This window comes from Martelella endophytica (assembly GCF_000960975.1).
GTDB lineage: Bacteria > Pseudomonadota > Alphaproteobacteria > Rhizobiales > Rhizobiaceae > Martelella > Martelella endophytica.
In genome coordinates, this window is the sequence record NZ_CP010803.1 from 2947599 (window position 1) to 2969961 (window position 22363).

Below are 22363 nucleotides of genomic sequence, written 5' to 3' on the forward strand. Positions count from 1 at the left end.
TTTTGCGCCTTCATTAGCCGAAGTTGCAATGCGAAGCGACAATGTTTTTACCGTTTTCCCGTGCCGGCGGTGGCCTTAGCCACGCCAGTACATCGGCATCAGGATCACGACGATGGTGAGGATTTCCAGTCGGCCGAGCAGCATCATCAGCGACAGCAGATAGAGCTCGGGGTCCGCGAAGGACGAAAAATTGCCTGCCGGACCGATGATGTCTCCAAGACCAGGGCCGACATTCGAAAGCGCCGTCAGCACAGCCGTCGTGGCGGTGACGATGTCATAGCCAAGGGCGGCGAGGGCGACGCTGCCGACAGCCCAGAGCAGGATATAGGCGCTGAAGAACATCGACACGGCACGCTGGGTCTCCGGATCGACGGTGAGCTGGCCGTAGCGGATCGAATAGACGGCATTCGGATAGATCAGTTTCTTCATGCCTGTCTTCAACATGTTGAACAGGATGAGGAAACGATAGGCCTTGATGCCGCCCGCCGTCGAACCCGAGCAGCCACCCATGAAGGTGAGAAAGAACACCAGGACAACGGCAAAGCTGCCCCAGAGCGTGTAGTCGGTGCTGGCATAGCCGGTCGTCGACAGGATCGACGAGACGTTGAAGAAGGATTCCGACAGCGCCATCGGGAACGTCATCTCGCCATTGAGGCTGATGTAGAGCGCAAGCGCGAAGACGGCGATGCCGAGGTAGCCGAGAAACAGCATGATCTGCGGATCGCGCAGTGTGTCGAGGCGGCCGCGAACGATGAACAGGATCAGGATCGAGAAGGGCAAGCTGCAGATGGTCATGAAGAAGCCGGCGATCCACAGCAGCCGCGTGTCGTGAAAGTAGCCGAACGACGCATCATGGGTGGAAAAGCCGCCGGTCGCGACCGTTGTCAGTGCATGGTTGACCGCATCGAAATGCGACATGCCGCTGGTGCCGTAGCCGATGGCGCAGAGCACGGTGATGCCGACATAGATCGCCAGGAAGGCGCGCGTGAAGCTTGCCATGCGCGCGAACGGCTTGTCGCCGGTATCGGATGATTCCATCTTGAAGAACGCCATGCCGCCGATCCTGAGGAACGGCAGGATGAACAGGCCGAGAGCGACAATGCCGATGCCGCCCATCCATTGCAGCAGCGAACGCCAGATCAGCAGGCCGGGGGCGGCGTGATCGAGGCCGGTCAGCACCGTTGAGCCGGTCGTGGTGATCGCCGAGACGCTTTCGAACAGCGCCTGCGCGAAGGAAAGGTCGGCCCGTGCGAGATAGATCGGAACAGCGCCGACGACCGCGAAGGTGACCCACAGCAGGTTGACCAGGAAGAAGCCGAGGCGGCGGCTGAAGGGCGGAGGATTGCCGCGCATGGCAACCGCGGTGACGCCGCTGATGCCGCCCACCATGATGCCGCAGACGGCAAAAACTTCCCAGTCCTTGTTGTTGTAATAGAGGTCTGCCATCGCCGGAACGAACATGGCGGCGGCAAGATAGAGCCCGCAAATTGCCGCTATATAGAAGGCAGATCGCAGAAGCGTGGCGTTCAAAGGGCAGGTTCCCTGTCAGATTCTTTCAGGCATCCGGGCTTTTTCACCACCCGCTTGATATGCCATAGCGGTGATGTCCGACAAACTCAATGGGAAGCATGAGAATGGATGAGGCCGTAAGACGATCCGAGGTGGCGCTCCGGGACCTGTTCGAGCCGACGCCGCTGCAGCGCAACGTGCATCTGAGCACGCTCTTCGACGCCGATATCTATCTGAAGCGGGAAGATCTGACGCCGGTGCGCTCCTACAAGCTGCGCGGCGCCTTCAATTTCATGCGCAAGCATCTGGAAACGGGCGGCCGCGACAAGGTTTTCGCCTGCGCATCCGCCGGCAACCACGCGCAGGGCTTTGCCTTCTGCTGCAAGCACTTCGGCGTTGAGGGCGTGGTCTTCATGCCGGTGACGACGCCGCAGCAGAAGATCGACAAGACCCGCACCTTCGGCGAAGGTCATATCCGCATCGAGCTCGTCGGCGACATCTTTGATGTCTGCTACGACGCTGCCCGCCGCTTCGTGGCGGAAAACGGCGGCGTCATGGTGCCGCCCTTCGATCATGTGGACATCATCGAGGGGCAGGCGACGATCGCCGCCGAGATCGAGGCCGCCTGGCCGGAGCCGGGGGAGCTGCCGGACATGGTGGTTCTGCCGGTCGGCGGCGGCGGCCTTGCGGCCGGTATCACCGGTTATTTCGCCGGGCGGATGCCGGATGACGCCTTCATCTTTGCCGAACCCGCCGGCGCGCCGAGCCTGAAGCGCTCGCTGGAAGCGGGGCAGGTGGTGACCCTCGACGAGGTCGACAATTTCGTCGATGGCGCCGCAGTCGCCAGGATCGGCGACGCGAATTTCGCCGCTCTTGAGCGCTTTCCGGCCGAGCAGGTGATTCTGGTCAAGGAAAACGCCCTCTGCGTGACGATGACGGAGATGCTCAATGTCGAGGGCGTGGTGCTGGAGCCGGCCGGCGCGCTGGCGCTCACCGCGCTGCGGGGGCTGCCCGCGACATCGATACGCGGCAAGAAGATCGTGATCCTGGTGTCCGGCGGCAATTTCGATTTCGACCGCCTGCCGGATGTCAAGGAACGGGCAATGCGGCATCTGGGGCTCAAGAAGTATCTCATCCTGCGGCTGCCGCAGCGGCCGGGCGCGCTGAAGGATTTCCTCGGGCTTCTCGGTCCGGAGGACGATATCGCGCGGTTCGAATATCTGAAGAAGTCGGCGCGCAACTTCGGCTCCATTCTGATCGGCATCGAGACGGCGCGGCCTGAAAATTTCAACACGCTGTTCGACAAGATCAATGCAGGCGGGCTGAAATACCAGGACATTACCGAAAACGAGATTCTCGCGAATCTGATCATCTGAGGCCCGGAACGCGGTTCGAGCGTTTGAGGGCCGGTGTCCGGAGGCTGGCGTGCGCGCTGGCGATCGGATAAGAAGGACAAAAAGGGAGTTTATTCACATGGCATCGTTTTTCTCGAAGATCGGTTCACTGTTTTCCGGCGGCGGCAACGCGGCCGGCCAGGAAAACGAACAGGCCGTGCAATCGATCGTGCATGAGGAATGCATCATCTTCGCCGAGCCGGTGAAGGAGGGCACGCAGTATCGTCTGCAGGGCCGGATCGAGAAGGAAGTCGACGGCGAAACGATGACCCGCACCTTCATCCGCGCCGACCTGTTCGCATCCCAGGACGAAGCGATCGAATGGAGCCTGAAGAAGGGCAAGCAGATCATCGACCAGAACGGTCGCTCGCTGTTTTCTGACGGTGAGAAGAACCGTACGGCCTGAGCGCGGGCCGGGCGTCGAGCAGAGGGCCGCTTACGGGCGGTCTTCGCCGGTGCCTGTGCTAACGGGGTCAGGAAAAGCGGGAAAGAGGCCCTGCCGGCGCGAGAGCGCCGTTGATATCTGCCTCGCTGTCGTTGCGCGTCAGTAATAGAACACGAGCAGGTAGCTGGTCAGGATCGCGATTCCGACCAGGGATATCCAGACGGGCATGTTGTAGGGCGTCGCCGCTGCGGCAGGACGGTTGTCAGGCTTGTCTTCGCTAGCGCTATCATGTGTTTCAAGTGCCGAAAGACTATAGCTGCCGCATCGCCGGCAGACCACGCCGGTTCGCTGGATGTATTGGCATGCAATACACTTGTAGTGCGTCATAACAATTCTCCCCTTGACGCGAAGGTTACGCGCGAATCGGGGGACAATCAAGACTGACGGGGATGGCGGCGCTGCAGATTGGCCTGGCGGCGAGGTTTTTGCAGTTTTGGGGAAGAATGGTGGGCGATGAGAGGCTCGAACTCCCGACATCCTCGGTGTAAACGAGGCGCTCTACCAACTGAGCTAATCGCCCGCCCTGTCGGTGGTGGGTGAAATATGCGGATCGGACGGAAACCGCAAGAGGGTATTCGCCGATTTTCGAATTTTTTTTGACGGCTTCGGGAGAGGTGGGCAGGGGAGACTCGGTTTCTCTGCCGCATTGCCGAAATGCGCGCCCGGTCGCGAAGCCAACGTCCGTCGCAGGCTGAATGCGCAAAGAGGGTGAGGCAACCTCCTCTTATAGGGTGGTTCACAGTGCTCTTATTAAGAGGGGGCATCAGCGTATGGGAGGGCAGGCGGCTCGGTGGAGAGTCGGCTGCTGTTGCATATTGGGCTGCATCTGGTCGCCCGGCTGCGGTCGTCCTCTGCTGTGGGTGGAGTGAAAGGGAAGGGGCCGAGGTGTGGATTGTCCGTGTTTGCTGGGGTGCGGAGAGAGGGTGCTCCAAAAAAATCAGAAATGCGCGATATGCTGCTTGACAGTAGCGGGAGACCCCCTTAAACAGCCGCTCACGCCAGACAGACAAGCGCTCACGAAAACAAGCGCTTGCCCCTGAAACGGCCAAATGCGCGGGTGTAGCTCAGCTGGTTAGAGTGCCGGCCTGTCACGCCGGAGGTCGCGGGTTCGAGCCCCGTCACTCGCGCCATTTTCTCTCACGAAATCTTGATGTTGTCAGGCAGAGCTCAAGTGCCGTCTCGGGCGCTGAGTCGGATGACATTCTTGCCTGCCGAGGTGCGGTTGAGCCGCTGTGCGACGATCACGCGCGCGCCCTTCCTTGGCTGTGGGCATTGTCTCAGGCTCGCCAGATCTGACTTTCGCCATATGGCGGTCGTGCTTCGCCCGGCAATTGATGCATGATGGGGGTGGTGCCGCGACATGCGAAACCGCCTGGATGCGGTCATCGATCTCCGTGAAAGTTTGATGCAGCGCCACGAAATGAGGTGTGAATCTCTTGCGCGAGCGCGCCGGCTGCGCTAGTCACGACCCCGACATCTATCAATTTTCGGTCTCGCGGTTTATCCTCTGCGTGCGCTGACCCGGGCGCCTCCAAACGGCAAGGGTGATTTTTATGGCTGAGTTGCTCAGTTCCTACGTTCCAATCGTCATCTTCATCGCAATCTGTCTCATCATCGGGCTTGCCCTGATGATCGCGCCATTCGCGCTGGCCTTCAAAGCCCCCGATGCGGAAAAGCTTTCCGCCTATGAGTGCGGCTTCAACGCCTTTGACGATGCGCGCATGAAGTTCGACATCCGGTTCTATCTTGTGGCGATTCTCTTCATCATCTTCGATCTCGAAGTCGCTTTCCTGTTTCCATGGGCGGCGTCATTCGGCGATATCGGCTGGTTCGGTTTCTGGTCGATGATGGTATTCCTGGCCGTGCTGACCATCGGCTTCGTCTATGAATGGAAGAAAGGAGCACTGGAATGGGAGTGAGCACCAACGAGACCCTGGTTGCCCCCGTACCCCAGGGCATCGTCGATCCGCGGACCAACAAGCCTGTTGGCGCGGATGACCGATTCTTCGGAGAAATCAACAACGAGCTGGCCGACAAGGGCTTTCTGGTTACGTCGTCCGCCGCACTCATCAACTGGGCACGTACCGGTTCGCTGATGTGGATGCAGTTCGGCCTGGCCTGTTGCGCCGTCGAGATGATGCAGATGTCGATGCCGCGCTACGACTGTGAGCGCTTCGGCTTCGCCCCGCGTGCCTCGCCGCGCCAGTCGGATGTGATGATCGTCGCCGGCACGCTGACCAACAAGATGGCGCCGGCGCTGCGCAAGGTCTATGACCAGATGCCGGAGCCACGTTACGTCATCTCGATGGGCTCTTGTGCCAATGGTGGCGGCTATTACCACTATTCCTATTCGGTGGTGCGTGGCTGTGACCGAGTCGTCCCTGTCGATATCTATGTGCCGGGCTGTCCCCCGACGGCCGAGGCGCTGCTCTACGGCGTCCTGCTTCTGCAGAAGAAGATCCGCCGCACGGGCACGATCGAGCGATAGGGCGGGAGAGGAAAATGAGTGAAGTCTTGATCGAACTCGGCGCCCATATCCGGGAGGCCTGCGCAGGCGTCGAAGATGCCAGCGTCGAGCATGGTGAACTGACCGTGGTGACGACGCCGGAATCGGTGGTCGAGGTCGCCAAGTTCCTGCGTGATGACGGCCAGTGCGCCTTCGTCTGCATCATCGATGTATGCGGTGTCGACTGGCCGGCGCGCGAGAAGCGATTCGACGTGGTCTACCACCTGCTGTCGCCGACCCAGAACCTGCGCGTTCGCGTCAAGCTCGAGGCCGGCGAAGACGAGGTCGTTCCCTCGATCACACCGATCTTTCCCGGCGCCGACTGGTTCGAGCGCGAGACCTGGGACATGTACGGCATCCCGTTCAGCGGTCACCCCGACCTGCGTCGCATCCTCACCGATTACGGCTTCGAGGGGCATCCGCTCCGCAAGGATTTTCCGGTGACCGGCTTCGTCGAGCTGCGCTATGACGAGGAGGCAAAGCGGGTGATCTATGAGCCGGTCGAACTTCGCCAGGAGTTCCGCAGCTTCGACTTCCTCAGCCCCTGGGAAGGGCCGGAATACGTGCTGCCGGGCGACGAAAAGGCGAACGGCTGAGCCACCAACGAATTCAATGAGCGCGGAGCGCCTCGACCATGACTGAACACAACGTCCGCAACTTCACGATCAACTTCGGGCCTGAACACCCTTCGGCTCATGGTGTGTTGCGACTGGTGCTGGAACTCGACGGCGAAATCGTCGAGCGTGTCGACCCGCATATCGGTCTGCTTCACCGCGGAACCGAGAAGCTGATCGAAACCAAGACCTATCTTCAGGCCGTGCCTTATTTCGACCGGCTCGACTATGTTGCGCCGATGAATCAGGAGCACGCCTTCGCGCTTGCCGTGGAAAAGCTTCTCGATGTCGAGATCCCGATTCGCGGCCAGCTCATCCGGGTGCTGTTTTCCGAAATCGGCCGTGTCCTCAACCATCTTCTGAACGCCACCACGGCCGCCATGGACGTCGGCGCGCTGACGCCGCCGCTCTGGGGCTTCGAAGAGCGCGAGAAGCTGATGGTGTTCTACGAACGGGCCTGCGGCGCGCGCATGCATGCTGCCTATGTCCGGCCCGGCGGTGTTCATCAGGATCTTCCCCCAGAGCTGGTCGAGGATATCGGCAAGTGGTGTGAGCAGTTTCCTGCGAAGCTTGACGATATTGAGGCACTTCTGGCGGGTAACCGCATTTTCAAGCAGCGCAATGTCGATATCGGCGTGATCTCGCTCGAAGACGCCTTTGCCTGGGGTTTTTCCGGCGTGATGGTTCGCGGTTCGGGCGCTGCCTGGGATCTGCGTCGCGCGCAGCCCTATGAATGTTACTCCGACCTCGATTTCGATGTCGTCGTCGGCAAGAACGGCGATTGCTACGACCGCTGGGTCGTGCGCATCAACGAGATGCGCGAATCGGTGAAGATCATGAAGCAGTGCGTCGAGCGGCTGCTGGGCGATGCCAAGGTCGGCCCGTTCAATTCCATGGACGGCAAGGTCGTGCCGCCGAAGCGGGCGCAGATGAAGCGCTCGATGGAAGCGCTGATCCACCACTTCAAGCTCTATACCGAAGGTTACCACGTTCCCGAGGGTGAGGTTTACGCCTCCGTCGAGGCGCCCAAGGGCGAGTTCGGCGTCTATCTCGTGTCCGATGGCACCAACAAGCCTTATCGCTGCAAGATCCGCGCCCCGGGCTTTGCGCATCTTTCGGCGATGGACTTCATGTCGAAGGGCCATCAATTGGCCGACGTCACCGCCATCATCGGTACGCTCGACATCGTGTTCGGCGAGGTGGACCGGTGATAGCTGGCGTCCGAAAAATAGCAGAAATGGTTTCCGACTGTCGCGAGCCGGCTGAAGGCCGGCAGCGGGATGTTTCGGAAATCGTGATGACAACCTCCGAAGAGGTGTGAGAGAGCATGTCCGTTCGTCGATTAGCCGATGAGAATGTCCAGCCGGCCGCGTTTGCGTTTTCCGATGAGAACGCCCGCTGGGCCGAAGCCACGATCCGGAAATACCCCGAAGGGCGTCAGCAGTCCGCAGTCATTCCGCTTCTGATGCGGGCGCAGGACCAGGACGGCTGGGTGACGCGCGCGGCGATCGAGAAGGTTGCCGAGATGCTGTCGATGCCGCTCATCCGCGTGCTCGAGATCGCGACCTTCTATACCCAGTTCCAGCTGAAGCCGGTCGGCACGCGTGCCCATATTCAGGTCTGCGGCACGACGCCCTGTATGCTGCGCGGCGCTGGCGATCTCATCAATGTCTGCAAGAAGAAGATCAATGCCAAGGCGCATGAGACCAATGCGGATGGAACGATGTCGTGGGAAGAGGTCGAGTGCCTCGGCGCCTGCGCCAACGCACCAATGGTGATGATCTTCAAGGATACCTATGAAGACCTGACGCCGGAGCGGATGGAAGAGATCATCGACGCGTTCGAGGCCGGTCGCGGTGACGAGGTCAAGGCCGGCCCGCAGATCGATCGCTGGTACTCGGCTCCTGAAGGCGGCTTTACCGCGCTCAAGGAAGAGGGCGAGGGTGCGCTCGAAAGCGACGACGACGAGACCGACGAAGGCGCAGGCTCCAGAGAGGCCATTGACGGCGCCAAGGGCGACCGCCCGCCGGCGGCCGATCAGAAGCCCGAAGACGCCGACGATCTGACGCTGATGGCTGGCGTCGGCCCGAAGATTGCGGGTCTCCTCAATGAGATCGGCATCTACAAATTCGAGCAGATTGCAGCCTGGACGCCGGGTGAATGCGCCTGGGTCAACGATTCGCTGAAACTCGGTGGCCGCATTCAGCGCGACGAGTGGGTGCGCCAGGCCGGCGTTCTCGCCAAGGGCGGCATCGAGGAATACGAAAAAGTGTTCGGCAGAACAGCGCGCTAGGAGTGAAGCATGTTAAAGGATAAGGATCGCATCTTCACCAATCTCTATGGCCACAGGGACAAGTCCCTGAAGGGCGCCATGTCGCGTGGCCTGTGGGACAATACCAAGGGGATCATCGACAAGGGCCGCGACTGGATCGTGCAGGAGATGAAGGATTCGGGTCTGCGCGGCCGCGGCGGCGCAGGCTTCCCGACGGGCCTCAAGTGGTCGTTCATGCCCAAGGATGACCGGCCTCACTATCTGGTTGTCAATGCTGATGAATCCGAGCCCGGCACCTGCAAGGACCGCGAGATCCTGCGCCACGATCCGCATCACCTGATCGAAGGCTGCGTGCTCGCCGGCTGCGCCATGGGCGCCCACACGGCCTATATCTATGTACGCGGCGAGTTCGTGCGCGAACGAGAAGCGCTGCAGGCGGCGATCGACGAGTGCTACGACGCCGGTCTTCTCGGCAAGGACAACAAGTGCGGCTGGGACATGGACATCATCGTCCACCACGGCGCCGGCGCTTATATCTGCGGCGAGGAAACCGCGCTGCTGGAAAGCCTGGAAGGCAAGAAGGGCCAGCCGCGCCTGAAGCCGCCATTCCCGGCCAATATGGGCCTTTACGGACTGCCGACGACGGTCAACAACGTCGAATCGGTCGCTGTTGCGCCGACCATCCTGCGCCGTGGCGCAAGCTGGTTCTCGTCCTTCGGTCGTCCGAACAATGTCGGCACCAAGCTGTTCATGGTCTCCGGCCATGTGAACCGGCCCTGCGTGGTCGAGGAGACGATGGGCATCACATTCCGTGAGCTGATCGAGACCCATTGCGGCGGCATTCGCGGCGGCTGGGACAATCTGCTGGCGGTGATCCCCGGCGGCGCGTCGTGCCCGGTCGTGAAGGCCGAGGACATGATGGACGTGCAGCTCGATTTCGATGGCCTGCGCGGCGTGAAGTCGTCCTTCGGCACGGGCGGCGCGATCGTGATGGACAAATCGACCGACATCATCAAGGCGATCGCAAGGCTTGCCGAGTTCTTCAAGCACGAAAGCTGCGGCCAGTGCACGCCGTGCCGCGAGGGCACCGGCTGGATGTGGCGCGTGATGGAACGCATGGTCGAAGGCCGCGCCCAGAAGCGCGAGATCGACATGCTGTTCGAAGTCACCAAGCAGGTGGAAGGCCACACGATCTGCGCGCTCGGCGATGCCGCGGCGTGGCCGATCCAGGGCCTGATCCGCAATTTCCGTCCGGAAATCGAAAAGCGGATCGACCAGTACACGGCCAACGCCACGTCGGAAGGCGCGGTGATGGAAGCGGCCGAATAAATTCTTGCGCGTCCCGGTCGGGCGGGGCGGGCTGCAAAACCTTGAGAGCCGGTTTTGAAAGCTGGCGAAGCGGGAAAGACGGATATGGTAAATCTGATTGTAGACGGCAAGGAAATCGAGGTTCCCGACCATTACACGCTGCTGCAGGCGGCGGAGGCGGCGGGCGCTGAAATCCCGCGCTTCTGCTTTCACGAGCGGCTGTCGATTGCCGGCAACTGCCGCATGTGCCTCATTCAGGTGAAGGGCGGACCGCCGAAGCCGGCGGCCTCCTGCGCCATGGGCGTGCGCGACATTCGCGGCGGGCCGGACGGTTCGCTGCCGGAAATCTATACCAAGACGCCGATGGTCAAGAAGGCGCGCGAAGGGGTGATGGAGTTCCTGCTCATCAACCACCCGCTCGATTGCCCGATCTGCGACCAGGGTGGCGAATGCGACCTGCAGGACCAGGCGATGGCCTTCGGCATCGACGCCTCGCGTTATCAGGAAGACAAGCGCGCCGTCGAGGACAAGTATATCGGCCCGCTGGTGAAGACGGTGATGAACCGCTGCATCCACTGCACGCGCTGCGTCCGTTTCACCACGGAAGTCGCCGGCATTTCCGAGCTCGGCCTGATCGGTCGCGGCGAGGATGCCGAGATCACCACCTATCTCGAACACGCCATGACGTCGGAGCTGCAGGGCAACGTTGTCGACCTCTGCCCGGTCGGCGCGCTGACCTCCAAGCCCTTCGCCTTTACCGCACGTCCGTGGGAGCTGAACAAGACAGAGAGCATCGACGTGATGGATGCTGTCGGTTCGGCGATCCGTGTCGACACCCGCGGCCGCGAAGTGATGCGCATCCTGCCGCGCGTCAACGAGCAGGTGAACGAGGAGTGGATTTCCGACAAGACGCGGTTCATCTGGGACGGTCTGCGCACCCAGCGCATCGACAAGCCCTATATCCGTGCCAATGGCCGGCTGCAGCCGGCGACCTGGAACGAAGCCTTCGCTGCCATCGGCGCAAAGGTGGCCGCCACCAAGGCGGACAAGGTCGGTGCGATTGCCGGTGATCTGGCAACCGTTGAGGAAATGTACGCGCTCAAGGGCCTGATGACGGCGCTCGGCTCGGCCAATACCGACTGTCGTCAGGACGGTTCGGCGCTTGATCCGTCGCTCGGCCGTGCAGGCTACCTCTTCAACCCGACCATCGAAGGCATCGAGGATGCAGACGCTCTGCTGATCATCGGCGCCAACCCGCGCTTCGAGGCTTCGGTCCTGAATGCCCGCATCCGCAAGCGTTTCCGCAAGGGCGGCTTCCCGATCGGCGTGATCGGCGAGAATGCCGACCTGCGTTATGATTACGAATATCTCGGCGCCGGCCCGCAGTCGCTTTCCGACCTCGCTTCCGGTTCGCTCGGCTTCCTCGACGTCCTGAAGAACGCCAAGCGTCCGATCGTTCTGGTCGGCCCCGGTGCTGTTGCACGCGCTGATGGCATGGCGGTTCTGTCCGCCGCGGCGAAGCTTGCCAAGGATGTCGGCGCAACGGCCGAAAACTGGAACGGCTTTGCCGTGCTGCACACCGCAGCGTCCCGTGTCGGTGGCCTCGATATCGGCTTTGTGCCGGGCGAGGGCGGCAAGGATGTTGCCGGCATGCTCTCCGACATGGACGTTTTGTTCCTGCTCGGTGCTGACGAACTCGATTTCACCGCCAAGAAGGCAGGCTTCACCGTCTATTTCGGTAGCCATGGCGATGCCGGCGCGATGAACGCCGACGTGGTTCTGCCGGCGGCGACCTACACCGAAAAGTCGGGCACCTACGTCAATATCGAGGGTCGACCGCAGATGACCAACCGCGCTGGCTTTGCCCCCGGCGAGGCGCGCGAGGACTGGGCGATCATCCGGGCGCTTTCGGCGGTTCTCGGCAAGACGCTGCCGTTTGATTCCCTTGCGGCGCTGCGCATGAAGCTTTATGCCGACCATCCACACCTTGCCGCGCTCGACGAGGTGACGGCAGCGGACACCTATGGCATTGAGGCGCTGTCGGCAAAGGGCGGCGATCTGGGCGAGGGCGGTTTCGTCTCCCCGATCACCGACTTCTACCTGACCAACCCGATTGCCCGCGCTTCGGCCGTCATGGCCGAGTGCTCGGCGCTGGCGCGCAACAACTTCAAGGCGGCGGCGGAGTAAGGACGGAACAATGGATTTTTTCTCTACCTATCTTCTGCCCGCCCTGATCATGATCGGCCAGTCGCTGCTGCTGCTGGTGCTGCTTCTGGTCGGCATCGCCTTCATCCTGCTCGCCGACCGCAAGATCTGGGCGGCGGTGCAGATGCGCCGCGGCCCGAACGTCGTCGGTCCCTTCGGTCTGATGCAGTCGTTTGCCGACCTTTTGAAGTTCGTCTTCAAGGAACCGGTCATTCCGGCGAGCTCGGACAAGGTCGTGTTCCTGCTGGCGCCGCTGATCTCGGTGACGCTCGCGCTTGCGACCTGGGCGGTGATTCCCTTCGCCGATGGCTGGGTGATCGCCAACATCAATATCGGCATCCTCTACATCTTCGCGATTTCCTCGCTTGAAGTGTATGGCGTGATCATGGGTGGTTGGGCGTCGAACTCGAAATACGCCTTCCTTGGCTCCCTGCGCTCCGCTGCGCAGATGGTGTCCTACGAAGTCTCGATCGGTCTCGTCATCGTCACCGTGCTGCTGACGGTCGGTTCGCTCAACCTTTCGGATATCGTCTTCGCCCAGACGACCGGTCTCGGCACGATGCTGGGCCTGCCCAACTCGTTCCTCGACTGGAACTGGCTGGCGCTGTTCCCGATGTTCATCGTGTTCTTCATTTCGGCGCTGGCCGAAACAAACCGCCCGCCCTTCGACCTTCCGGAAGCGGAATCGGAGCTGGTTGCGGGCTTCATGGTCGAATACGGCTCGACCCCGTACATGATGTTCATGCTCGGCGAGTATGCGGCCATCGTTCTGATGTGCGCGCTGACGACGACGCTGTTCCTTGGCGGCTGGCTGCCGATCCTGGATGTTCCGGTGCTCAACTGGATCCCCGGTGTCATCTGGTTCCTGATCAAGGTCTGCCTGTGCTTCTTCATGTTCGCCATGGTGAAGGCTTTCGTGCCGCGCTACCGTTATGACCAGCTGATGCGTCTTGGCTGGAAGGTCTTCCTTCCGCTGTCGCTCGTCATGGTCGTCGTCGTCGCTTTCGTCGTCAAACTGACCGGCTGGGTGGGCTGATGCAGGTGCTCTTCAAAGTACCGGATTGGAGATTTTGAAAATGGGTTCTGTTGCTCAGGCGTTCAACGCCATCTTCCTGAAGGAGTTCGTGGCTGCGTTCTTTCTGACGATGCGCTACTTCTTCGGGCAGAAATCGACGGTCAACTATCCCTTCGAGAAGGGGCCGGTGAGCCCGCGTTTCCGTGGTGAGCATGCGCTGCGCCGCTATCCGAACGGCGAGGAACGCTGCATCGCCTGCAAGCTCTGCGAAGCGATCTGTCCCGCCCAGGCGATCACCATCGAAGCCGGCCCGCGCCGCAATGACGGCACCCGCCGCACGGTGCGTTACGACATCGACATGGTGAAGTGCATCTATTGCGGTTTCTGCCAGGAAGCCTGCCCGGTGGAAGCGATCGTCGAGGGACCGAACTTCGAATTCGCGACGGAAACGCGCGAGGAGCTTTACTACGACAAGGAACGTCTGCTCGCCAATGGCGACCGGTGGGAGCGCGAGATTGCGCGCAACATCGCGATGGATGCGCCTTACCGGTAGGGACTGCGAGAGGGATCGGCCGGCATTCGTCGGCCGGGGGACAAATCTGAGGACGGAAGACCTGCCGCCAACGGCCGGTTTTTCATAAAAACTGCGCTTGCGGGTTTTCCGTGGCGTTCACGGAGAGAAGGCACCAAACATGGGTCTGCACGCTCTATTTTTCTATCTGTTCGCGTTTATTGCCGTGGCGTCGGCGCTCATGGTGATCACGGCCCGGAATCCGGTCCATTCGGTCCTGTTCCTGATTGTCGTGTTCGTCAATGCGGCGGCCCTGTTCATCATGGCGGGCGCGGAATATCTGGGTCTCCTGCTGCTGGTGGTCTATGTCGGCGCGGTCGCGGTGCTCTTCCTCTTCGTGGTGATGATGCTCGACATCGACTTTACCGCTTTGCGCTCGGGCATCCTGCGCTATGCGCCGGTCGGTGTTCTGATCGGCATCGCGCTGCTCGCCGAACTGGTGATTGTCGCCTGGGGCAGCTTCGTCACGCCGGAAATCACCGCCAACACAGCGATGCCGATGCCGCCGATTGCGGAGCGTTCCAGCGTGCAGGCGATGGGCGACGTGATCTACACGCATTACGCCTATTTCTTCCAGGTGGCCGGCCTGATCCTGCTGGTGGCAATGATCGGCGCGATCGTGCTGACGCTGAAGCACCGCACGGACGTGAAGCGCCAGGACATCGGCAAGCAGGTCGCCCGCACGCCGGAGACGGCGCACGAAACGGTCAAGGTTAAGCCTGGCCAGGGTATTTGAAATAAGAACGAGAATTCTCGCGGGAATACGGGATCGAAGGACAAGACCATGGAAATCGGACTTTCCCACTACCTGACGGTCAGTGCCATACTCTTCACGATCGGCGTTTTCGGGATCTTCCTGAACCGGAAAAACGTCATCATCATTCTGATGTCCATTGAGCTGATCCTGCTCTCGGTCAATCTCAACATGGTGGCGTTCTCGTCCTTTCTGAACGACATGGTCGGGCAGGTGTTTGCGCTGTTCATCCTCACGGTGGCGGCTGCTGAAGCTGCCATCGGACTGGCGATCCTCGTGGTGTTCTACAGAAACCGCGGTTCGATTGCGGTCGAAGACGTCAATATGATGAAGGGCTGATCTTCCGATGATTTACAAACTCATCATTTTCCTGCCGCTGATCGGCTTTCTCATCGCGGGCCTGTTCGGCAACCGCATCGGCGCCAAGGCGACCGAGTGGTTGACGATCACCCTGATGGCGATTGCTGCCGTCCTGTCCTGGTATGTGTTCATCTCTGTCGGCTTCCTGCAGCATGAAGAAGGCTACGTGCTGCATGTGCCGGTGATGCAGTGGATCAATTCCGGCGGCATCAACGCCACATGGTCGTTGCGCATTGACACGCTGACAGCGGTCATGCTGGTGGTGGTCAACACCGTCTCCTGCCTCGTCCACCTCTACTCGGTGGGCTACATGCATCACGATCCGCATCGCCCGCGCTTCTTTGCCTATCTCTCGTTCTTTACCTTTGCGATGCTGTCGCTGGTCACCGCAGACAACCTGCTGCAGATGTTCTTCGGCTGGGAAGGCGTCGGTCTTGCGTCCTACCTGCTGATCGGCTTCTGGTACAAGAAGCCGTCGGCCTGCGCTGCCGCGATGAAGGCCTTTATCGTCAACCGCGTTGGCGACTTCGGCTTCCTGCTCGGCATTGCCGGCCTGTTCTTCCTGGCACACACCATCGAATTCGATCCGATCTTCGAGGCTGCGCGCAACCTTGCCGATAACCACGAGGCTGCTGTGGCGGCCACCGGCCAGGGCACCGTGCTACATTTCCTCGGCATGAACCTCGACGTGATGCAGGCGACCACCGCGATCTGCCTGCTTCTGTTCATGGGCGCGATGGGCAAGTCGGCGCAGTTCCTGCTGCACACCTGGCTTCCCGACGCCATGGAAGGCCCGACCCCGGTCTCGGCCCTCATCCATGCTGCGACCATGGTGACCGCCGGCGTCTTCCTCGTTGCCCGCATGTCGCCGGTCTTCGAACTGTCGCCGACGGCGCTGACCTTCATCACCCTGGTGGGCTCGATCACCGCCTTCTTTGCGGCAACGGTCGGCCTGGTGCAGAACGACATCAAGCGCGTGATTGCCTATTCGACCTGTTCGCAGCTCGGCTACATGTTTGCCGCGCTCGGAGCAGGAGCCTTTGGCGCCGGTGTCTTCCACCTTTTCACCCATGCCTTCTTCAAGGCGCTTCTGTTCCTTTGCGCCGGCTCGGTTATCCATGCCGTGTCGGATGAACAGGACATGCGCCGCATGGGCGGGTTGCGGAAGCATATCCCCGTCACCTTCTGGGCGATGGTCATCGGCACGCTCGCCATCACCGGCGTTGGGATCCCCTTCACCGAGATCGGTGCTGCCGGCTTCTTCTCCAAGGACGCGATCATCGAGTCGGCCTATGTTTCGGCCAGCCCGCTTGCTTCCTTCTCCTTCTGGATGCTGGTGATCGCCGCAGCCTTCACCGCCTTCTATTCCTGGCGTCTGATCTTCATGACCTTCTTCGGCAAGCCGCGGGCGTCGTCCGACGTGATGCACCACGTGCATGAAAGCCCGTGGATCATGCTGACGCCGCTGGTCATCCTCTCGGTCGGCGCGCTGTTCGCCGGTGTTGTCTTCCTGCCCTATTTCTTCGGGCATGATTACAGCGAATTCTGGAAGGGCGCCCTGTTTACCGGTCCTCACAACGAGGTTCTGGACGAGCATCACCACGTTCCGGCCTGGGTCAAGCTGTCGCCGTTCATCGCGATGCTGCTCGGCACGGTCACGGCGATCTACATGTACCTTATCAATCCGTCTTCGGCGCCCAAGCTCGCCCAGACGTTCCCGCGGCTTTACGCCTTCCTGCTCAACAAGTGGTACTTCGACGAACTCTACGACTTCCTGTTCGTCCGCCCATCCAAGCGGCTCGGCTACTTCCTCTGGCAGAAGGGTGATGTCGGCTTTATCGACCGGTATGGACCGAACGGGATTGCCTCGCTTGTGTCCGACATTACCGACCGTGTCGTGAAGCTGCAGTCCGGATATGTTTACCACTACGCGTTTGCAATGCTGATCGGCCTGGCCGCGCTTGTAACCTGGATGATGCTCGGAGGGGCGCTGTAATGAGCGACTGGCCAATTCTTTCAACGGTCCTTTTTCTGCCGCTCGTCGGCGTGGTGCTGATCCTGTTCACCCGCGACGACAACGAGGCCGGGCTTAGAAACATCCGCAATGTCGCGCTGCTGACCACGGTCTTCACCTTCCTGGTGTCGCTGCTGATCTGGGTGAAGTTCGATCCCACGAATCCCGGTTTCCAGATGCTTGAGGATCATCCCTGGCTTGGGACCGGCATCGGCTATCACCTCGGCGTCGATGGCATCTCGATGATGTTCATTCTGCTGACCACGGTGCTGATGCCGCTTTGCATCCTCGCCTCCTGGGAAGCGATCACCTATCGGGTGAAGGCCTATATGATCGCCTTCCTGATCCTCGAAACGCTGATCATCGGCGTGTTCGTGTCGCTCGATATCGTGATGTTCTACGTGTTCTTCGAGGCGGGCCTGGTCCCGATGTACCTGATCATCGGCATCTGGGGCCACGAGCGCCGCGTCTATGCATCGCTGAAGTTCTTCCTCTACACCTTCGCCGGTTCGATCTTCATGCTGCTGTCGATCATGGCGATGTACTGGGTGACGGGCACGACCAGCGTGCCGGTGCTGTTGAACTACACCTTCCCGGAACACTTACAATATTGGCTCTTCCTCGGCTTCTTCGCCTCGTTCGCGGTGAAGATGCCGATGTGGCCGGTGCACACATGGCTGCCGGATGCCCACGTCGAGGCGCCGACGGCGGCCTCGGGCGTGCTGGCGGGCGTGTTGCTCAAGCTCGGCGGCTTCGGTGTGCTGCGCTACTCGATGCCCATGTTCCCGGATGCGTCCTACTATTTCGCACCGCTGATCTTCACGTTGTCGATCATCGCCATCGTTTATGCCTCTTTCGTGGCGCTGATGCAGACCGACATGAAGAAGTTGATCGCCTATTCCTCGATCGCCCATATGGGCTTCGTCACGATGGGCATGTTCTCAGCGACGGTCGAGGGTATCGAAGGTTCGATCTTCCTCATGCTTTCGCACGGTATCGTCTCGGGCGCCCTGTTCTTCTGCGTCGGCATCATCTACGACCGGATGCACACCCGCGATATCGCGGCCTTCGGCGGGCTGGTGAACAACATGCCACGGTTCGCAGTGGCCTTCCTGATCTTCGCCATGGCGAATGTCGGCCTGCCAGGAACCTCCGGGTTTATCGGTGAATTTCTGACAATCATCGGTGTCTATCAAGTGAGCACCTGGACAGCCGTGTTTGCGGCCACCGGTGTCATTCTCTCAGCGATGTACACGCTGTGGCTCTACCGTCGCGTGGTCTTCGGTGCGCTGGAGAAGGACAGCCTGAAGGCGTTGCTCGACCTTACGACGCGGGAAAAGTTCGTGCTTTACCCGCTCATCGGACTGACGATCTTCTTCGGTATCTATCCGCAGCCGATCTTTGGGGTGATCCATGGTTCGGTAGAGCAGATTGTCCAGCACTATGCCGCGGTGCTGCAATCGACGCAGAACATCGTGCTGCCGGTTAATTGAGACAGGATCTTTTGGACATGACATCGGAACTTCTTCTTTCAAGTCTGAAACTGATCATGCCGGAACTGGTGCTGTCGCTCGGTGCCATGGTCCTGTTGATGATCGGCGCCTTTGCCGGGCGTCGCAGCGGCCCGACCATTCTCGGGCTCGCGGTTGCGCTGCTCGTGGCAGCAGGCGTATTGCTGTTTCTGGCTGGTAATGGTCTTGCCTTCGGCGGCTCGCTTGCCTTCGACGCCTTCACCCGCTTCATGCAGGTGCTGGTGCTGATCGGTGCGGCGCTGTCGATGATCCTGTCGGTCGGCCACGAGGAACCGGAATACCTCGACCGTTTCGAATTCCCGGTGCTGATGCTGCTTTCGACCACCGGCATGCTGCTGATGGTTTCGGCCAACGACATGCTCGCCTTCTACATGGGCCTCGAGCTGATGTCGCTGCCGCTCTACGTGATTGCCGCGATCAACCGCGATAGCCTGCGTTCGACGGAGGCAGGTCTGAAGTACTTTGTGCTTGGCTCGCTGTCTTCCGGCATGCTGCTCTACGGCATCTCGCTGATCTACGGTTTCACCGGCAATATCGGTTTCGAGGCTGTCGCCCAGCAGATCAGCGCCGGCAATACCGGTCTTGGCTTTATCTTCGGTATGGTCTTCGTGCTGGCCGGCATCACCTTCAAGATTTCGGCCGTGCCGTTCCACATGTGGACGCCGGATGTCTATGAAGGTGCGCCTACACCGGTAACGGCCTTCTTCGCCTCGGCACCAAAGGTTGCGGCGATGGCGATCATCGTGCGCCTCCTGATTGAGGCCTTCGGCCCTGCCATGTCCGAATGGCGTCAGGTCACGGTGTTCATCGCGATTGCCTCGATGGCACTCGGTGCCTTCGCCGCGATCGGCCAGCGGAACATCAAGCGTCTGATGGCCTACTCGTCGATCACCCATATGGGCTATGCCCTTGTGGCGATTTCGGCGGGCACCGAAATGGGCGTCTCCGGTGTCGCGATCTACATGGCGATCTACCTGTTCACCACGCTTGGTGCGTTTGCCATCATCATGGCCATGCGTCTGAAGGAAGGCGGCAACGTCGAGAATATCGATGATCTCGCCGGTCTTTCAAAGACCCGGCCTGTCATGGCCGTCGTTTTGACCATCTTGATGTTCTCGCTTGCCGGTGTGCCACCGGTGGCGGGCTTCTTCGGCAAGTATTTCGTCTTCCTTGCCGCCATTGAAGCGCATCTCTATGTGTTGGCCATTATTGGTGTCACGACCTCGGTCGTTGCCTGCTTCTACTACCTGCGGGTGGTCAAGGTGATGTGGTTCGACGAGCCGACGGTCGAATTTGCCCGCACGCCCGGCGAACTGCGCTTCGTCTACGGTCTGAGCGGCCTGTTCGCGATCGGCTACCTGCTGATCGGCGGGTCCATCAATGCCGCGGCGCAGGCCGCTGCCGCAGCGCTGTTCTAGGATGGCGGGACAAAATCCCGCCGCCCGCTACCGTCACGAAGCTCTCGATACGGTCGGCTCGACCAATTCGGAGGCTCTGGAGCGGGCGCGGGCCGGCGATCCGGGCCGGCTGTGGCTGACGGCGGAACGTCAGGTCGGCGGACGTGGCCGGCGTGGACGCAACTGGGTTTCGGAGCGAGGCAATCTCTATGCCTCGCTTCTGCTTGTTGATCCGGCCCCGCAGGTGGTGGCAAGCTCACTGCCTCTGGTTGCCGCGGTAGCGGTGGAGCGGGCGATTTCGGAGATGCTCGCTGGCCATACCGGTGAAGTTGCCATCAAATGGCCGAACGACGTCCTCATTGACCGGAAGAAAGTTTGCGGCATTCTGCTGGAAGCCGAACATCTGGCGGATGGCCGGTTTGCCGTGGTGATCGGGATCGGCGTGAATGTCGGTTTCCGGCCCGATGACGTACCCTATGAGGTCGCGCGCATTGCCGATTATGTGGCGGGCGCGGATCCGTCCGTGCTTTTTGCCCATCTGTTCCAGACGATGGCCGATGAGATCGAAATCTGGCGCGAGGGCGCAGGGCTTGCCGAAACCATGCGACGCTGGCGGCGAGCGGCCTGTGGCCTCAACGAGCGCATCATTGTAAACCTCGCCCGCGAGCAGGTCTCGGGGCGTTTCGCCGGTATCGACGATGCCGGCATGTTGATAGTTGAAACCGAAAAAGGCACGCGCACATTTGCTGCCGGCGATGTCTTTTTCGACACCTGAATTGGATAACGCTGAAATGGCGGACAATAACGCTGAACTGGTCTTTCTCCCGCTCGGAGGCCTTGGCGAAATCGGCATGAACCTCGCGCTTTACGGCTACGGCCCGGCGAAGAAGCGCGAATGGATCATGGTCGATTGCGGGGTGACCTTTCCCGGCCCGGAACTGCCGGGCGTCGACCTGATCCTGCCTGATATCGAATTCGTGCGCGAGCAGCGTGCCAATCTCAAGGCGATGATCATCACCCACGCGCACGAGGATCACTTCGGCGCGATCTCCGATCTGTGGCCGGGCCTCAATGTGCCGATCTATGCCTCGCCGTTTACGGCCGGCCTGCTGGAAGCCAAGCGCGAATACGAAGCCTCGATGGGCGAAATCCCGGTCACGATTTTCCGTGCCGGCGATCGCATCAATGCCGGGCCGTTCGAAGTCGAGGCCGTGGCGGTCAACCACTCCATCCCGGAGCCGATGGCGCTCTGCATCCGCACGCCGCTCGGCAACGTCGTCCATACCGGCGACTGGAAGATCGACCACGCGCCGTCACTTGGTCCGAAGACCGACGAGAACCGGTTCCGCGAACTCGGTGACGAGGGCATTCTGGCGCTGATGTGCGATTCGACGAACGCTCTGCGCGATGGCGTTTCTCCGTCTGAGGAGGAAGTTTCCGAAAGCCTGCGAAAGGTGATCGAAAATGCCGAGGGCCGGGTGGCTCTGACGAGCTTCTCCTCCAATATCGGCCGCATCCGCTCGATTGCGCGGGCGGCGGAGGAGGCGGGCCGCGAGGTGCTGCTGCTGGGCTCGTCGCTGAAGCGCGCCGTTGCGGTCGCCCGTGACATCGGGCTGATGGAAGGCGTCAAGCCGTTCATCGACGAGGACGAATTCGGCTACATTCCACGCGAGAAAGTCGTTGCGATCCTCACCGGTTCGCAGGGCGAAAGCCGCGCGGCACTGGCCAAGCTCTCGCGCGACGAGATGCGCAATGTGGCGCTTGCCGCCGGCGATCTGGTGGTGTTCTCCTCGCGCGCCATTCCCGGCAATGAGAAGGCGATCCAGGAGGTCAAGAACGGCCTGATCGAGCAGGGCGTCCATATTCTGACGGATAACGAGGCGCTGGTGCATGTTTCCGGCCACCCGCGCCGCAATGAGCTGAAGCAGATGTATGAGTGGGTCCGCCCCGAGGTTCTGGTGCCGGTGCATGGCGAGGCCGCGCACCTGACGGCGCAGAAGGAGCTCGGCGAGCAGAGCGGTATCCGGCATGTGCCGAAGGTGCGAAACGGCGACATGCTGCGCGTCGCGCCGGGCGAGCCTGAGGTCATCGGCCAGGTCGAGGCCGGCCGTATCTTCAAGGATGGCAAGCTCATCGGCGGTTTCGACGAGATGGGTATCGGCGAGCGCCGCAAGCTCTCCTTCGTCGGCCACGTCGCCGTCAATCTGGTGCTGAATTCCAAGCTCGAATTCGCCGGCGACCCGGAAGTCGTGCCGATCGGCCTGCCGGGCTTTGATGACGATGACGAGAAGATGGAAGATGTGCTCTTCGACGCCGTGCTCGGCGCCGTCGAGAGCATTCCGCGCTCCCGTCGCAAGGACCTTGCCATGATCAAGGAGGCCGTGCGCCGCTCGGTACGGGCGGCTGCCAACGAATGCTGGGGCAAGAAGCCTGTCGTGACGGTGTTCGCGACGAAGGCGGGCTGAGG

The 22363-nt window shown here is 60.9% G+C and carries 20 protein-coding genes and 2 tRNA genes; 19 read left to right on the forward strand and 3 right to left on the reverse strand.

Features of this window, described 5'->3' with window-relative positions; genetic code table 11:
* Positions 1-75: 75 nt before the first annotated feature.
* Positions 76-1530, reverse strand: coding sequence for a TrkH family potassium uptake protein (locus TM49_RS13390; RefSeq protein WP_045681947.1), 1455 nt, complete (start codon positions 1528-1530; stop codon positions 76-78).
* Positions 1531-1634: 104 nt separating this feature from the next.
* Here TM49_RS13390 and ilvA point away from each other — a divergent pair, with 104 nt between their 5' ends.
* Together ilvA and TM49_RS13400 are read left to right on the forward strand one after the other, a co-directional pair.
* Positions 1635-2885, forward strand: a complete 1251-nt coding sequence (gene ilvA, locus TM49_RS13395; RefSeq protein ID WP_045681949.1) for a threonine ammonia-lyase — start codon at positions 1635-1637, stop codon at positions 2883-2885.
* 97 nt (positions 2886-2982) lie between these two features.
* Entirely contained in the window at positions 2983-3309 is a 327-nt protein-coding gene (locus TM49_RS13400) for an HlyU family transcriptional regulator (protein ID WP_045681952.1), read from the forward strand.
* Positions 3310-3447: 138 nt separating this feature from the next.
* On the opposite strand, the gene TM49_RS13405 is transcribed toward TM49_RS13400, so the two are convergent.
* Both TM49_RS13405 and TM49_RS13410 read right to left on the reverse strand, forming a co-directional pair.
* Positions 3448-3675, reverse strand: a complete 228-nt coding sequence (locus tag TM49_RS13405) for a hypothetical protein (protein WP_045681954.1) — start codon at positions 3673-3675, stop codon at positions 3448-3450.
* 117 nt (positions 3676-3792) lie between these two features.
* A tRNA-Val gene (locus TM49_RS13410) sits at positions 3793-3868 on the reverse strand.
* A gap of 533 nt (positions 3869-4401) precedes the next feature.
* Here TM49_RS13410 and TM49_RS13415 point away from each other — a divergent pair.
* From TM49_RS13415 to TM49_RS13495, 17 genes are all read left to right on the forward strand, one after another.
* Positions 4402-4478 (forward strand) — tRNA-Asp (locus TM49_RS13415).
* Between the two features lie 423 nt (positions 4479-4901).
* Entirely contained in the window at positions 4902-5267 is a 366-nt protein-coding gene (locus TM49_RS13420; RefSeq protein WP_045681956.1) for an NADH-quinone oxidoreductase subunit A, read from the forward strand.
* The gene (locus tag TM49_RS13425) at positions 5258-5836 is read left to right on the forward strand and encodes a NuoB/complex I 20 kDa subunit family protein (RefSeq protein WP_045681958.1); all 579 of its coding nucleotides are present in this window, start codon (positions 5258-5260) and stop codon (positions 5834-5836) included. Before TM49_RS13420 ends, TM49_RS13425 begins: the two co-directional genes overlap by 10 nt.
* A gap of 14 nt (positions 5837-5850) precedes the next feature.
* Positions 5851-6450: an NADH-quinone oxidoreductase subunit C gene (locus tag TM49_RS13430; RefSeq protein WP_045681960.1), complete on the forward strand. Its 600-nt coding sequence runs from the start codon at positions 5851-5853 to the stop codon at positions 6448-6450.
* Between the two features lie 38 nt (positions 6451-6488).
* Positions 6489-7679: an NADH-quinone oxidoreductase subunit D gene (locus TM49_RS13435; RefSeq protein ID WP_045681962.1), complete on the forward strand. Its 1191-nt coding sequence runs from the start codon at positions 6489-6491 to the stop codon at positions 7677-7679.
* Positions 7680-7795: 116 nt separating this feature from the next.
* Positions 7796-8761 carry an NADH-quinone oxidoreductase subunit NuoE gene (gene nuoE / locus TM49_RS13440; RefSeq protein ID WP_045681963.1) on the forward strand — a complete coding sequence of 322 codons (966 nt, stop codon included), beginning with the start codon at positions 7796-7798 and terminating at the stop codon, positions 8759-8761.
* A 9-nt stretch (positions 8762-8770) separates the two neighbouring features.
* Complete coding sequence (gene nuoF, locus TM49_RS13445) at positions 8771-10069, forward strand: NADH-quinone oxidoreductase subunit NuoF (RefSeq protein WP_045681966.1); 1299 nt, start codon at positions 8771-8773, stop codon at positions 10067-10069.
* Positions 10070-10153: 84 nt separating this feature from the next.
* Positions 10154-12235 carry an NADH-quinone oxidoreductase subunit NuoG gene (gene nuoG / locus TM49_RS13450; RefSeq protein ID WP_045681967.1) on the forward strand — a complete coding sequence of 694 codons (2082 nt, stop codon included), beginning with the start codon at positions 10154-10156 and terminating at the stop codon, positions 12233-12235.
* Between the two features lie 10 nt (positions 12236-12245).
* Entirely contained in the window at positions 12246-13289 is a 1044-nt protein-coding gene (nuoH, locus tag TM49_RS13455; protein WP_045681968.1) for an NADH-quinone oxidoreductase subunit NuoH, read from the forward strand.
* A gap of 40 nt (positions 13290-13329) precedes the next feature.
* Positions 13330-13821 (forward strand): NADH-quinone oxidoreductase subunit NuoI, encoded by a 492-nt coding sequence (gene nuoI, locus TM49_RS13460; RefSeq protein WP_045681969.1) that lies wholly within the window; start codon positions 13330-13332, stop codon positions 13819-13821.
* A 139-nt stretch (positions 13822-13960) separates the two neighbouring features.
* Complete coding sequence (locus tag TM49_RS13465; RefSeq protein WP_045681971.1) at positions 13961-14575, forward strand: NADH-quinone oxidoreductase subunit J; 615 nt, start codon at positions 13961-13963, stop codon at positions 14573-14575.
* Positions 14576-14623: 48 nt separating this feature from the next.
* The gene (gene nuoK / locus TM49_RS13470) at positions 14624-14932 is read left to right on the forward strand and encodes an NADH-quinone oxidoreductase subunit NuoK (RefSeq protein ID WP_045681979.1); all 309 of its coding nucleotides are present in this window, start codon (positions 14624-14626) and stop codon (positions 14930-14932) included.
* Between the two features lie 7 nt (positions 14933-14939).
* A complete protein-coding gene (nuoL, locus tag TM49_RS13475) occupies positions 14940-16949 on the forward strand; it encodes an NADH-quinone oxidoreductase subunit L (protein WP_045681980.1) in 2010 nt (669 codons plus the stop codon).
* Positions 16949-18460, forward strand: a complete 1512-nt coding sequence (locus TM49_RS13480) for an NADH-quinone oxidoreductase subunit M (protein WP_045681981.1) — start codon at positions 16949-16951, stop codon at positions 18458-18460. The genes nuoL and TM49_RS13480 overlap by 1 nt, the downstream gene beginning before the upstream one ends.
* Positions 18461-18477: 17 nt before the next feature.
* Positions 18478-19917 (forward strand): NADH-quinone oxidoreductase subunit NuoN, encoded by a 1440-nt coding sequence (gene nuoN / locus TM49_RS13485; protein ID WP_045685226.1) that lies wholly within the window; start codon positions 18478-18480, stop codon positions 19915-19917.
* Between the two features lies 1 nt (position 19918).
* Complete coding sequence (locus tag TM49_RS13490; RefSeq protein WP_045681982.1) at positions 19919-20671, forward strand: biotin--[acetyl-CoA-carboxylase] ligase; 753 nt, start codon at positions 19919-19921, stop codon at positions 20669-20671.
* Between the two features lie 16 nt (positions 20672-20687).
* The gene (locus TM49_RS13495) at positions 20688-22361 is read left to right on the forward strand and encodes a ribonuclease J (RefSeq protein WP_045681983.1); all 1674 of its coding nucleotides are present in this window, start codon (positions 20688-20690) and stop codon (positions 22359-22361) included.
* The last annotated feature ends 2 nt before the right edge of the window (positions 22362-22363 follow it).